Origin of the sequence: Salipiger bermudensis (assembly GCF_020171625.1) — a bacterium.
In the GTDB taxonomy this organism is placed as follows: Bacteria; Pseudomonadota; Alphaproteobacteria; order Rhodobacterales; family Rhodobacteraceae; genus Salipiger; species Salipiger bermudensis_B.
The window spans coordinates 582634-595171 of the sequence record NZ_JAIUZY010000003.1; the positions used below are offsets into that span (position 1 = coordinate 582634).

The 12538-nt window shown below is 68.7% G+C and carries 12 protein-coding genes; 11 read left to right on the plus strand and 1 reads right to left on the minus strand.

The features are described from left to right. Positions 1 to 312: 312 nt before the first annotated feature. Positions 313 to 714 (plus strand): hypothetical protein, encoded by a 402-nt coding sequence (locus tag LCM15_RS06315; protein ID WP_224854419.1) that lies wholly within the window; start codon positions 313 to 315, stop codon positions 712 to 714. Between the two features lie 278 nt (positions 715 to 992). Here the strand turns inward: LCM15_RS06315 and LCM15_RS06320 are convergent, their stop codons facing one another. Further along, complete coding sequence (locus tag LCM15_RS06320) at positions 993 to 1688, minus strand: fumarylacetoacetate hydrolase family protein (RefSeq protein WP_224854421.1); 696 nt, start codon at positions 1686 to 1688, stop codon at positions 993 to 995. A 165-nt stretch (positions 1689 to 1853) separates the two neighbouring features. Between LCM15_RS06320 and LCM15_RS06325 the strand changes: the two genes are divergently transcribed. The 10 genes from LCM15_RS06325 to LCM15_RS06370 all read left to right on the plus strand — a co-directional run bounded on the left by LCM15_RS06325 (position 1854) and on the right by LCM15_RS06370 (position 12531). Next, positions 1854 to 3095, plus strand: coding sequence for an NAD(P)/FAD-dependent oxidoreductase (locus LCM15_RS06325; RefSeq protein ID WP_224854424.1), 1242 nt, complete (start codon positions 1854 to 1856; stop codon positions 3093 to 3095). 44 nt (positions 3096 to 3139) lie between these two features. Beyond that, a complete protein-coding gene (locus tag LCM15_RS06330) occupies positions 3140 to 4111 on the plus strand; it encodes a TRAP transporter substrate-binding protein (protein ID WP_224854427.1) in 972 nt (323 codons plus the stop codon). 154 nt (positions 4112 to 4265) lie between these two features. Further along, the gene (locus LCM15_RS06335) at positions 4266 to 4796 is read left to right on the plus strand and encodes a TRAP transporter small permease (RefSeq protein WP_224854429.1); all 531 of its coding nucleotides are present in this window, start codon (positions 4266 to 4268) and stop codon (positions 4794 to 4796) included. Position 4797: 1 nt separating this feature from the next. Beyond that, positions 4798 to 6111, plus strand: coding sequence for a TRAP transporter large permease (locus LCM15_RS06340; RefSeq protein WP_224854431.1), 1314 nt, complete (start codon positions 4798 to 4800; stop codon positions 6109 to 6111). 506 nt (positions 6112 to 6617) lie between these two features. Further along, on the plus strand, positions 6618 to 7319 hold the full coding sequence (gene rpe / locus LCM15_RS06345; RefSeq protein WP_224854434.1) for a ribulose-phosphate 3-epimerase: 702 nt from the start codon (positions 6618 to 6620) through the stop codon (positions 7317 to 7319). A gap of 3 nt (positions 7320 to 7322) precedes the next feature. Beyond that, positions 7323 to 7877, plus strand: coding sequence for a thioredoxin family protein (locus tag LCM15_RS06350; protein ID WP_224854437.1), 555 nt, complete (start codon positions 7323 to 7325; stop codon positions 7875 to 7877). A gap of 41 nt (positions 7878 to 7918) precedes the next feature. Continuing rightward, positions 7919 to 8596 (plus strand): phosphoglycolate phosphatase, encoded by a 678-nt coding sequence (gph, locus tag LCM15_RS06355; RefSeq protein ID WP_224854439.1) that lies wholly within the window; start codon positions 7919 to 7921, stop codon positions 8594 to 8596. A 415-nt stretch (positions 8597 to 9011) separates the two neighbouring features. Beyond that, entirely contained in the window at positions 9012 to 10214 is a 1203-nt protein-coding gene (locus LCM15_RS06360; protein ID WP_224854442.1) for an ABC transporter substrate-binding protein, read from the plus strand. Between the two features lie 3 nt (positions 10215 to 10217). Beyond that, a complete protein-coding gene (locus LCM15_RS06365) occupies positions 10218 to 11900 on the plus strand; it encodes an ABC transporter permease (protein ID WP_224854444.1) in 1683 nt (560 codons plus the stop codon). Beyond that, positions 11893 to 12531, plus strand: a complete 639-nt coding sequence (locus LCM15_RS06370; protein WP_224854447.1) for an ATP-binding cassette domain-containing protein — start codon at positions 11893 to 11895, stop codon at positions 12529 to 12531. Before LCM15_RS06365 ends, LCM15_RS06370 begins: the two co-directional genes overlap by 8 nt. Positions 12532 to 12538: the final 7 nt, after the last annotated feature.

The window sequence follows — 12538 nt, forward strand, 5'->3', positions numbered from 1 at the left end:
CGCGCGCACGCTATACACGCATTTTTCGCTGCCCCTCGCCCGCAGTTTCTCGCGTCACGCTGCGGGATCAGCCGACACGCGCCCGGCGGCTACACAATTTCGGCATGAAAAACGATCGTGGCGTCTAAAGGTCTATCTGTCGCCCAACTTTCTCCACGCTTCGCGCTCAGGCAGATCGCCATAGCGACCAGAAAGGTGAATAGAATGCTAGGTATGATAACGAGTGCCACGGCGGGGCTCTTCTCCCCCTCCGCGGCGCAGCCTGTGACCAAGCCGGCAGCCGCCGGAAAACCCGGGCCCGAGGCGCTGCCCGTGACTGAAACCGGCGCCGCGCAGAAGACCTCCAACGCCGGCACCGAGAACGGCACCGCCAGCTCCTACCGCGCGGCGAAAGCCGACGACCTCGCCCGGTCCGACCGCTCCGCCGCGGTCCGCGCCGAGACCGCCTCCCCCGCATCGGGCGCAGCATCCAACACTGCCAGCAAGGCACCCGCAGCCGAAACCGCTCCGGAAGAGGACATCGCCGCGGCCCGCGCCGAGGCCATCGCCGCGCAGGAGAGCTTCAAGAAAAGCCTCTTGGTGGCGAGCATGAGCGCCGGAACCGGCGAGACCGCCGCCGCGCTCTCCACCCCGCCGAGACAGGGCGCTGCGAGCTATGCCGCCGCCCGAAGCCCGGCCCCGGACGCCGCGGGCAGCCGCAGCATCGCCGCCTGAGGGCTGGTAAAGCGATGTCGTGGCGCGGCGAGATCGCGCCACGATCGGTCCGTGCGGGCGGTTTGCGCGGGCGGATCAAGGGGGCGCTGCCCCCTCTTGGCGCAAGCGCCAATTCACCCCCGAGGTATTTTCGAACCAGAGAAGACAGGGGCGTGGCCCTGTCGGCCCGGTCAACTCGCGCGTGCCGGGCCTTCGGGACGGCGGGCCGCGCGACATGCGCACCGGTTGCGGCCGCCCCGCCACCGCTGCGGGGCGTGTGATGCAAAGGCGTCCGGCGGTTACGCGCGCGGGCCGATGGTGGTGGTGATCTCGCCGATCCCTTCGATGGCGACGACGCATGTGTCGCCGGGCACAAGGGCCCCGACCCCGGCCGGCGTGCCCGTCATGATGAGATCGCCCGGCGCCAGCTCGACGCTTTCCGACAGGAAGGCCACCACGTCCGCGACCGGCCAGATCATCTCGCCGAGATCGCCGTCCTGTTTCAGCGCGCCGTTGACCGACAGGCTGATGCGCCCCCCGGAGGGGTGGCCGATCGCGCCGGCCGGAACCAGCGCCCCGATCACCGCCGAGCGGTCGAACCCTTTCGACAGGTCCCACGGGCGGCGCAGTTCCTTGGCGTCGTTCTGCATGTCGCGCCGGGTGAGGTCGTTGCCCACCGCGTAGCCCCAGACATGCTCGAGCGCCCGGTCCGCCGGGATGTCGCGCCCGCCGGCGCCGATGGCCACCACCAGCTCGGCCTCGTAATGCAGGTTCTCGGTCTGCGGCGGATAGGGAATGGTCGCCCCGTCCGCCACCACCGCATCGGCGGGCTTGGTGAAGAAGAACGGCGGCTCGCGGTCCGGGTCGCGCCCCATCTCGCGGGCATGGGCGGCGTAGTTGCGCCCGACGCAGAAGATGCGGCGCACCGGGAAGCGGTCGTCGCGGCCGGCGATGGCGATGGAGGGCGTCTCCATCGGGGGGATGACAAGGCTCATGCGAACTCCCGTGTCTCGTGCTGTCTTCCGAGGCTTACGCCCGGAGCCGCCCCCGAGACCAGCCCCTTTCCCCGCCTCGCCTGATTGACAGGCACGGCGAAGCTGCGCTTGATCCCGGCAGCAGGAACGGGCGGCGGCGCGGGAGCCGCCGTGGAAAGGGGCAAGATGAAGAAGACAGTGGCAGTGATCGGCGCCGGCATCGTGGGCGTCTCGACCGCGATCTGGCTGCAGCGCGACGGGCACGAGGTGATCCTGATCGACAAGGCCGGCCCCGGAGAGGGCACCAGCCACGGCAATGGCGGCGTGCTGGCCTCCTGCTCGGTGATGCCGGTGCCGGGGCCGGGCCTGTGGGCCAAGGCCCCGAAGATGCTGCTCGATCCCGACCAGCCGCTGTTCCTCAAGTGGTCCTACCTGCCCAAACTCGCGCCGTGGCTGATGAAATACATGCGCCATGCCAATGCCGACAGCGCCCGCAGGCGGGCCGCGGCGGCGACCCCGATCATCGGCGACAGCCTGTCGGACCACCTTGCCCTCGCCACCGGGACCGGGGCTGAATCATGGATCGTGCCAAGCGACTACGTGTTCATCTACAACACCCGCGCCGATTACGAGGCCGACGCCTTCGGCTTCTCGGTGCGCAGGGAGAACGGGTTCGCGTGGGAGCTGCTCGAGGATCAGGCGTTCCGCGACTACGACCCGATCTGGAGCCCGCAGATGACCTGTGCCGCCCGCTTTCCCGATCACGGCCGCATCAGCGATCCCGGCCGATACGTGAAGGATCTCGCCGCGCATGTGCAGGCGCAGGGCGGCCGGCTGATCATCGGCGAGGTCAGCGACATCGCGCGCGACAAGGGCAAGGTCAGCGGCGTACGGATCGGCGGCGAGACCATCGCCTGCGACGCCGCGGTGCTGACCGCCGGGGTCTGGTCCGGCCCGCTCGCCGCCAAGCTCGGCGTCAAGCCACCGCTCGAATCCGAGCGTGGCTACCATCTTGAGCTCTACGAGCCCTCGGTGATGCCCCGCTCGCCGGTGATGATCGCCTCGGGCAAGTTCGTGGCCACCCCGATGGACGGCCGGCTGCGGCTCGCGGGCATCGTCGAGCTCGGCGGGCTCGACCTGCCGCCGTCGCGTGCGCCCTTCGCGCTCCTTGAGAAGCAGATCCGCGCCGCCATCCCCGGACTGACCTGGAAGAAGACCGTGGAGTGGATGGGGCACCGCCCCTCGATGTCCGATTCCCTGCCGGTGATCGGCGAATCCCCCGTCGTGAGCGGCGCCTACATGGGGTTCGGCCACGATCATGTCGGTTTGACAGGCGGCCCCAAGACCGGGCGGCTGCTGTCGCAGCTGATCTCGGGCCAGACCCCGAACATCAACCTTGCGCCCTACGCCCCGGATCGGTTTCACTGAACTCGCACAATAACGTTAGAACACGAACAACAGGGACTTTCAGCATGAAGACCATCAACACACTGCTCGCCGCCACCGCGCTGGCCGGGATCGGCGCCACGGCGCAGGCCGAGAAGTGGGACATGCCGATGGCCTACGCGGCCACCAACTTCCACTCCGAGATCGGCGCCGCCTTCGCCGCCTGCGTCACCGAGGGGACCGGCGGCGATCTCGAGATCGTCACCCACCCGTCGGGCTCGCTGTTCGGCGGTGCCGAGATCAAGCGCGCGGTGATGACCGGGCAGGCCAATATCGGCGAGCGTCTGCTTTCGGCGCACCAGAACGAGAACCCGCTCTACGGCGTCGACTCGATCCCGTTCCTCGTGTCCTCCTTCGACGAGCACGAAAAGCTCTGGGAGATCGCATCGCCCTATGTCGCCGCGGCGCTGGAAGAAGACAACCTGCATTACCTCTACTCCCTGCCGTGGCCGCCGCAGGGCCTCTACACCGACATGGCGATCGAGGACATCGAGGACCTCCGGGGCGTGAAGTTCCGCTCCTACTCCACCGCGACCGCGCGCATGGCCGAGCTGACCGGCATGTTGCCGGTGCAGGTCGAGGCCGCGGAACTGAGCCAGGCGCTGGCCACCGGCGTGGCCGAGAGCTTCATCTCCTCGGGCGCCACCGGCTATGACCGCGGCGTCTGGGAGCACCTGTCGCATTTCTACGAGGTCGACGCATGGCTGCCGCGCAACGCGGTCTTCGTGAACCTCGACGCGTGGAACGACCTGCCCGACGAGACCAAGGCCGTGATGGAGGACTGCGCCGCGACCGCCGCCGCCGACGGCCTCGCCAAGTCGAAGGAGTACACCGCCTTCACGCTGGAGGAGCTGAAGAAGAACGGCATGACCGTCGGGCGCGCCTCGGATCACGTGATGGGCCAGCTGCAGGACCTCGGCGCCACCATGACCGACGACTGGCTCGAGGCGGCCGGAGAAGACGGCAAGGCGATCATCGACGCCTACAAGGGCGAATAAGCGCCCACCGCGCGAGAGCGAAACACGGATCACGGGCCTGCCACGGCGCGGGCCCGTATTTGCCTGCCCCTGTTTCGGGGCCATCCACACAAGACAAGGCGCCTCCCCGCCCTGGCGGGACAAAAGCGCCAGAACCGACAGCGAGGGACAGGACATGGCGGCCGCGAAGGCGCTCAGGCGCATACTCGACACGCTCTACTTCATCGGGGGCGTGATCGCCTCGCTTTTCCTGATCGCGATCCTGTCGATCATCGTGCTGCAGATGCTGGCGCGCTGGACCGGGCAGGTGTTTCCCGGCGCCACCTCCTATGCCGGCTACTGCATGGCGGCGGCATCGTTCTTTGCCTTCGCCTATGCGCTGAACCACGGCGCCCATATCCGGGTGTCGCTGTTTCTCACCGCGCTCGGGCGCTTGCGCTGGTGGGGCGAGCTCTGGTGCTTCGGCCTCGGCGCCGCGATCTCGACCTGGTTCGCGTGGTACGCCATCCGGGGCAACCAGATCTCGCACCGCTGGAACGAGCTCAGTCAGGGGCTCGACGCGACGCCGATCTGGATCCCGCAATTGTCCATGTCGATCGGCACCGTGTTGCTGGCCATCGCCTTCTGGGATCACCTCGTGCGCCTGATCGTCACCGGCTCGCACGGCATCTCCACCGATCTCGTCGATCAGAGCCAGGGAGAGTGACATGGAACAGATGATCCCGATCGCGATCTTCCTTTTCGTGCTGTTCCTGCTGCTGGGCTCCGGCGTGTGGGTGGGCCTCGCACTCATGGGCGTGGCCTATGTCGGCATGGAACTCTTCACCTCGCGCCCCGCGGGCGACGCCATGATCACCAAGGTCTGGGCCTCGTCCTCGAGCTGGACCCTGACCGCCCTGCCGCTGTTCATCTGGATGGGCGAGATCCTGTATAGGACGCGATTGTCCGAGGACATGTTCCGCGGTCTCAGCCCGTGGATGGCGCGCCTGCCCGGCGGGCTGGTGCATACCAACATCGTCGGCTGCACGGTGTTTGCCGCGGTCTCGGGCTCGTCGGCGGCCACACTGACCACGGTGGGCAAGATGTCGATCCCCGAGCTGCGCAAGCGCAACTACCCCGAGACCATGGTGATCGGCACGCTGGCTGGTGCGGCCACGCTGGGGCTGATGATCCCTCCCTCGCTGACGCTCATCGTCTACGGCGTCACGATCAACGAAAGCGTCACCAAGCTGTTCATGGCCGGCGTCCTGCCCGGGCTCGTCCTGGCGCTGATGTTCATGGGCTACGTGGCGGTGATGTCCTTCGCCTCGAAGGGCTTCAACCCCGATCCCGAGCCGAGGATGAGCCTTCTCGAGAAGCTCAAGAACTCGCGCTTCCTGATCCCGGTGATCTGCCTGATCCTGGTGGTGATCGGCTCCATGTACATGGGCATCGCCACCGCCACCGAGGCCGCTGCCTTCGGCGTGATCGGTTCGCTGATCCTTGCCGCGACGCAAGGGTCGCTGACCTGGTCGAGCTTCAGCGAGAGCCTGATGGGTGCCGTGCGCACCTCGGCGATGATCGCGCTCATTCTCGCCGGGGCCTCGTTCCTGTCGCTGTCGATGGGCTTCACCGGCATCCCGCGCGGCCTTGCCGACCTGATTGCAAGCTGGGAGCTGACACGCTTCGAGCTGCTGATGGCGCTTCTGGTGTTCTACATCATCCTCGGCATGTTCCTCGACGGGATCTCGTCGGTGGTGCTGACCATGGCCGTGGTCGAGCCGATGATCCGGGCGCAGGGCATCGACATCATCTGGTTCGGCATCTTCATCGTGGTGGTGGTCGAAATGGCGCAGATCACGCCGCCGATCGGCTTCAACCTTTTCGTGCTGCAGGGCATGACCGGGCACGAGATGACCTTCATCGCGAAGGCGGCGATCCCGATGTTCCTGATCATGGTGGTGATGGTCTTCGTGCTGATCGCCTTCCCGGAACTCGCCACCTGGCTGCCCGACAACATCCGCAAGGGCCCCGGCGGCTGAACGGCGCGCCCAAGAATTTTAGCTAAAATTCTTGGCCTCAAGATTTTTCGTACGAAAAATCTTGAGGCGCCCGCACCCCAGCTTTCGAAGCAGAACGACGGACAGCCGGCGATCGAGATCCTCATGCGGATGAGGCGGGCCAGCCACAACGATCGCGCAATCGCTCCGTCAACATGTGCCGACGGACAGACCGGCGCGCCAAGACCGTCCCGACCTCCTCTCCCGCAGCGAGTGTCCCACGGTGACAGGCCCGACAGCCTGTCGGTGGAGCCGAATTACGTCTTTGCCGAGGGTGGCAAGCGTGCGAAGGATGCGTATATCGGGCCGCGAGCGCGCCGCCGCACCTTGAAGGCGCACTCACTGCGCCCGACCGGGCGCTGCTGCGGCAGGCCAAACCGGCTGCTCGACGCGCTGGCGCCGGGCACCATCACGAAGGCGGACCTTCGCGCCAGCCGCGTCTTCCGGGGCGGGCGCGACGCGGACCGCGCGCAAAGGGAGACATGCGCATGAGCTTCGACCGTTCGATCAAGATCGCTCCGTCGATCCTGTCGGCAGATTTCGCCAATTTCGGCGCCGAGATCCGCGCCATCGAGGCGCAGGGCGCCGACTGGGTCCATGTCGACGTGATGGACGGGCATTTCGTGCCCAACCTGACCTTCGGCCCGCCGGCGGTGAAGGCGTTCCGCCCGCATGTGAAGACCTTCATGGACGTGCACCTCATGATCGCCCCGGTCGACCCCTATATCGAGGCCTATGCCGAGGCGGGCGCCGACATGATCACCGCCCATGTCGAGGCAGGACCGCACATTCACCGCACCCTTCAGGCGATCCGCGCGCAGGGCGTGAAGGCCGGTGTGGTGCTCAACCCCGGCACCCCGGCCGAGGCCGTGGCCGATGTGCTCGACCTCTGCGACATGGTGCTGATCATGACCGTGAACCCCGGCTTCGGCGGTCAGAAGTTCATCCATTCCGGCGTCGAGAAGACCCGCAAGGTGCGCCAGATGATCGGCGATCGCCCGATCCACATCCAGATCGACGGCGGCATCACGCCCGAGACCGCGCCGCTGGTGGTCGAGGCCGGGGCCGATGTTCTGGTCGCGGGTTCCGCCGTGTTCAAGGGCGGCTCGGTCGACACGCCCGAGGTCTACGGCGAGAACATGCGCGCCATCCGCGAGGCCGCCGAAGGCGCCCGCGTGAAGGCGGCCTGAGCCATGCCGGTCGTCCCGCCCCTCTGCGATTTCGGACGGCCCGCGCCCGGCTTCTCGCTGCCGGACACGGACGGCCGGACCCATACGTTGCGCGACATCGCAGGGCCAAAGGGCACGCTGGTGATGCTCATCTGCAACCATTGCCCCTACGTGCTCGCGGTGCTCGACCGGATCATCCGCGATGCCCGTGACCTGCAGGCCCTCGGCATCGGCGTCGTGGCGATCAGCGCCAACGATGCCGAGGCCTACCCGCAGGACAGCTTCGAGAACATGCGGGCGATGGCGGCGAAGAAGGGCTTTCCCTTCCCCTATCTCTACGACGAAGAACAGGGCGTGGCCCGCGCCTATGGTGCGGCCTGCACGCCGGATTTCTTCGGCTACGACGCCGCCGGCGGGCTGCAGTATCGCGGCCGGCTCGACGCCTCGCGCCGGGAGGCCGGCCCGGCCGATCTGCGCCGCGACCTCTTTGAGGCGATGAAACAGGTCGCCGAGACCGGGCACGGACCGGCGGAGCAGATCCCCTCCATGGGCTGCTCGATCAAGTGGAAGCCCAACTGACCGACGCGCCCGCCCTGCGCCAAGCCAAGGAAGGACAGCCCATGACCGCGTCCCGCACCGCCCTGATCTTCGACCTCGACGGCACGCTGATCGACAGCGCCCCCGACCTGCACATCGCGACCAACCTCGTGCTGTGCGACGAGGGCCTGCCCGAGATCACCTTCGAGCAGACGCGCAGCTTCATCGGCAAGGGGGCGGCCAACCTGATCAGCCGCGTCATGGCGGCGGTCGGACTGGGCGAGAACCCTGACGACCATGCCCGCCTGCTTGCCAAGTTCATGGCCCATTACGAGGGCGAACCCGCCAACACCGTGCTCTATCCCGGCGTGGTCGACGCGCTGGCACGGCTCGAGGCGGCGGGGCATCCGATGGGGCTTTGTACCAACAAGCCCGACGCGCCCACGCGCATCGCGCTGCGCCATTTCGGCCTCGACCGGTTCATACAGGCCGTCGCAAGCGGCGACACCCTGCCTCAGCGCAAGCCCGATCCGGCGCCCCTGCAGCACGTGGCCCGCGCCCTCGGCGCCAGCCGGGCGCTCTATATCGGCGACAGCGAGGTCGATGCCGAGACCGCCCGGCGCGCCGGGCTGCCCTTCGCGCTCTATACCGAGGGCTACCGCAAGACACCGGTCTCGGAACTCTACCACACCTATGTCTTCGACCATTTCGACCAGCTGCCGGACATCGTGGCGCGCCACGGCCCCTCCGTCGAGGCGTGAGCGCGCCGCTCCCGTCGGTCATCTGCCATATTCCCGGCGCGCGCTGGACGGGACGGCCGTGGCACGGCGTGCACCGTTAGAACCCCTCAGTGAGCGTTGGTGAGGCCGTCACCAGCGCTCGCGGGCTCGCGTCCGAGCGTATGCGCGGCAGAGGGCGCGGACCTCGCTCTGCCGGTTAGGCTTTCGCCCTCGTCCGGGAACAAGCGCGCCGCTGACCATCGTGCCGAGCACGCGCCCCCGGCCAGAAATGTTGCCCGCCCCGCCCCACCTGCTTTGCCGGTAGGAGACCCGGCGACCGCGCCCTCGGGTCGCTGTAACCTTCCCCACCGGAAAGTCATTTGACGCCGGCCATAAGCCGTTGCCATAAGCTTTGGAAAACTTGGCAAAACACCGCAGTGACCCCGGAGGATCCCAGATGAAACCCATGCTTGCCGCCGCAGCCCTCGCGGCCGCGCTCGCCATGCCGGCCCTGGCCGATCCCGATCCCACCGACTGGGACGCGGTGACCGCCGAGGCGCAGGGCCAGACCGTGTACTGGAACGCCTGGGGCGGCTCCGACACCACCAACGACTTCATCGCCTGGATCGGCGAGCAGGCCGCCGAACAGGGCGTGACGGTCGAACACGTGAAGCTCTCCGACACCGCAGAGGCGGTGAGCCGGGTGCTGGCCGAGAAGACCGCCGGCAAGGACGAGGGCGGTGCGATCGACCTCATCTGGATCAACGGCGAGAACTTCGCCTCGATGAAGGAGCAGGACCTGCTGTTCGGGCCGTGGGCCGAGGCGCTGCCCAACCGCGCCCTGACCGATCCCGAGAACACCGCCCTCACCGCGGATTTCACCGTTCCGACCGAGGGCATGGAAAGCCCGTGGGGCATGGCGCAGCTGGTGTTCTACCACGACAGCGCCCGCCTCGCCGAGCCGCCGCGCACCATGCCCACGCTGCTGGCGTGGACGCAGGCCAATCCCGGCCGTTTCACCTTTCCGCAGCCGCCCGATTTCCTTGGCGCGACCTTCCTGAAACAGGCGCTGATCGCGTTCTCGCCCGACATGATGGCCCTCGAGGGGCCGGTCGAGGACGCCGATTACGAGGCCACCACCGCGCCGCTCTGGGCCTTCATGGACGAGCTGACGCCGAACCTCTGGCGGCAGGGCCGGGCCTACCCGCAGAACGGCGCGCGGATGCTGCAGCTGATGGCCGACAACGAGATCGATATCGGCTTCGACTTCAACCCCAACGCCGCCTCCAACGCCATCGCCAAGGGCCAGCTGCCCGACACCGTGCGTAGCCATGTGCTCGACGGCGGCACGCTGGGCAATGCGAGCTTCGTCGCCATCCCCTACAACGCCAACGCCAAGGCCGGCGCCATGGTGGTGGCCAACATCCTGCTCTCGCCCGAGGCGCAGGCCCGCATGGCCGACCCGGAGGTCTGGGGCCTCGGCACCGTGCTCGACGTGACCTCGCTCGAGCCGGAGCAGCTGCTGCTCTTCGACCGCATCGAGTTCGGCCCGGCGACGCTGTCGCCCGAGGAACTGGGCGAGATCCTGCCCGAGCCGCACCCGTCGTGGATGGTCAAGCTCGAGGAGGACTGGACCGCGCGCTACGGCGTCGCGCAATAATTCATGTCGCTGCTACGGCGCGCCCCGGCCCTGACGCTGCTGGTCATGCTTGGGCCGGTCTGTGCCGGGCTGGCGGGCACGGTGCTGCCCGCCTTCGGCATCATGCCGGCGCTGGGAGGTATCGAGCCGGGGCTGACGCCGGTTTCCGAGCTCGCCGCTTGGCCGGGCCTGCCACGCGCCGTGGCACTGAGCGTGGGCACCGGACTTGGCGCCACGCTGCTGGCGCTGGCCCTCACCACGCTGATCTGCGCCGGCTGGCAGGGCACCCGGGCGTTTCGCTGGCTCGAACGGGTGCTGTCCCCGCTTCTGTCGGTGCCGCACGCCGCCGCGGCCTTCGGACTCGCCTTCCTGATCGCCCCCTCGGGTTGGATCGCCCGCGCGCTGGCGCAGCTTCTGGGATGGGAGCGTCCGCCCGATCTGCTGATCCTGCAGGACCCGTGGGGGCTGTCGCTGATCGCCGGGCTGCTGGTGAAGGAGCTGCCTTTCCTGCTGCTGATGACGCTGGCCGCCCTGCCGGCGCTGCGGCCGGGCCAGAGCCTCGCCACCGCGCGCAGCCTGGGCTACGGGCGCAGCGCCGGCTGGCTCAAGACGGTGTTTCCCCGGCTCTACCCGCAGATCCGCCTGCCGGTCTACGCGGTGCTGGCCTTCTCGATGAGCGTGGTCGACGTGGCGCTGATCCTCGGACCGAACACGCCGCCGACGCTGGCGGTGCAGGTGCTGCGCTGGATGAACGACCCCGACCTCGCGCTGCGTATGCGCGGCGCGGCAGGCGCGATACTGCAACTGCTGCTGACGCTGGGCGCGCTGGGTCTCTGGCGTCTGGGCGAGGCTGTCGTGGCGCGGCTCGGGCGGGCCTGGATCGAGGCCGGAGGCCGCGCCCAGCGCGACGCACCACTGCGCGCGCTCTCCTTCGGGGCGGGCGCACTGTCGGCGCTGGCGATCATCCTTGGCCTCGCGGCACTCGGCGCGTGGTCGGTGGCGGGGTTCTGGGGCTTTCCCGCGATGCTGCCCGACGCCATCACCGCCACAAGCTGGATGAAGCAGGGGCCGCAGTTGCTCTCCCCCGCGGGAGACACCGCGCTGATCGCGCTGGTCGCGACCGGCGTGGCGCTGGCACTGGTGCTGGCCTGCCTCGAGGCGGAGCACCGCTTCGGGCTGCGGCCCTCGGCGCGGGCGCTCTGGCTGCTCTACCTGCCGCTCATCGTGCCGCAGATCGCCTTCCTGCCGGGGCTGCAGATCCTCGCGCTGGTGGCCGGGGTCGACGGCACCATCACCGCCGTGATCGCCGCGCACGTGATCTTCGTGCTGCCTTACGTGTTCCTGTCGCTGGCCGACCCCTATCGCGGCTGGGACGTTCGCCACGCCACCGTGGGCCACGCGCTGGGGGCCGGCCCGGCGCGGGTGTTCTGGCGGCTGCGCCTGCCGATGCTGCTGCGCCCGGTGCTGACCGCCGTGGCGGTGGGCTGCGCGGTTTCGGTCGGGCAGTTCCTGCCGACGCTGCTGCTTGGCGGCGGTCGGGTGCAGACGCTGACCACCGAGGCGGTGGCGCTGGCCTCCGGCGGGGCGCGGCGGGTGATCGGCGTTACCGCGCTGGCCCAGACCGCGAGCGCCTTCCTGCCCTTCGCGCTGGCGCTGCTGATCCCGGCTCTGGTCTGGCGCAACCGGAAAGGACTGAGACATGGCTGACGGGCTGAGGCTCGACACGCTCGAGATCCGCCTTGGCGGGCGCGTGATGGTGGCGCTCGACGCGCATGTGGCGCCGGGCGAGGTGCTCACCGTGATGGGGCCCTCCGGCTCGGGCAAGTCGACGCTGCTGGCGGCGATCACCGGCGCGCTCGATCCGGCCTTCGCGCTGTCGGGCCGTATCCTGCTCGATGGCGAGGACGTCACCGCCCTGCCGACCGAACGGCGGCGCATCGGCATCCTGTTTCAGGACGAGTTGCTGTTCCCGCATCTCTCGGTGGGCGGCAACCTCGCCTTCGGCCTGCCGCCTTCGCTGCGTGGCCGGGCAGCCCGGCGCGCGCGCATCGAACGTGCCTTGCAGGAGATCGGCCTCGAAGGCTTTGCGCGCCGCGATCCGGCGACACTGTCGGGCGGGCAGAAGGCGAGGGTGGCGCTGATGCGCACGCTTCTGGCCGAGCCCCGCGCGCTGCTGCTCGACGAGCCTTTCTCACGCCTCGATGCGGCGCGGCGCGGCCAGGTCCGCGAGCTGGTCTTCGCCCGCGCCAAGGCCCAGCGCCTGCCGGTGCTTCTGGTGACCCACGACCGCGAGGATGCCGCTGCCTCGGGCGGCGCGGTGATCGAGCTGGACGCCTGAACGCGCC

What these genes read in the sequence shown, in the direction of transcription:
- LCM15_RS06320 (WP_224854421.1), bottom strand. Translation starts at nt 1,688, where the DNA reads ATGAGCCTTGTCATCCCCCCGATGGAGACGCCCTCCATCGCCATCGCC.
- LCM15_RS06325 (WP_224854424.1), top strand. Translation starts at nt 1,854, where the DNA reads ATGAAGAAGACAGTGGCAGTGATCGGCGCCGGCATCGTGGGCGTCTCG.
- LCM15_RS06330 (WP_224854427.1), top strand. Translation starts at nt 3,140, where the DNA reads ATGAAGACCATCAACACACTGCTCGCCGCCACCGCGCTGGCCGGGATC.
- LCM15_RS06335 (WP_224854429.1), top strand. Translation starts at nt 4,266, where the DNA reads ATGGCGGCCGCGAAGGCGCTCAGGCGCATACTCGACACGCTCTACTTC.
- LCM15_RS06340 (WP_224854431.1), top strand. Translation starts at nt 4,798, where the DNA reads ATGGAACAGATGATCCCGATCGCGATCTTCCTTTTCGTGCTGTTCCTG.
- rpe (WP_224854434.1), top strand. Translation starts at nt 6,618, where the DNA reads ATGAGCTTCGACCGTTCGATCAAGATCGCTCCGTCGATCCTGTCGGCA.
- LCM15_RS06350 (WP_224854437.1), top strand. Translation starts at nt 7,323, where the DNA reads ATGCCGGTCGTCCCGCCCCTCTGCGATTTCGGACGGCCCGCGCCCGGC.
- gph (WP_224854439.1), top strand. Translation starts at nt 7,919, where the DNA reads ATGACCGCGTCCCGCACCGCCCTGATCTTCGACCTCGACGGCACGCTG.
- LCM15_RS06360 (WP_224854442.1), top strand. Translation starts at nt 9,012, where the DNA reads ATGAAACCCATGCTTGCCGCCGCAGCCCTCGCGGCCGCGCTCGCCATG.
- LCM15_RS06365 (WP_224854444.1), top strand. Translation starts at nt 10,218, where the DNA reads ATGTCGCTGCTACGGCGCGCCCCGGCCCTGACGCTGCTGGTCATGCTT.
- LCM15_RS06370 (WP_224854447.1), top strand. Translation starts at nt 11,893, where the DNA reads ATGGCTGACGGGCTGAGGCTCGACACGCTCGAGATCCGCCTTGGCGGG.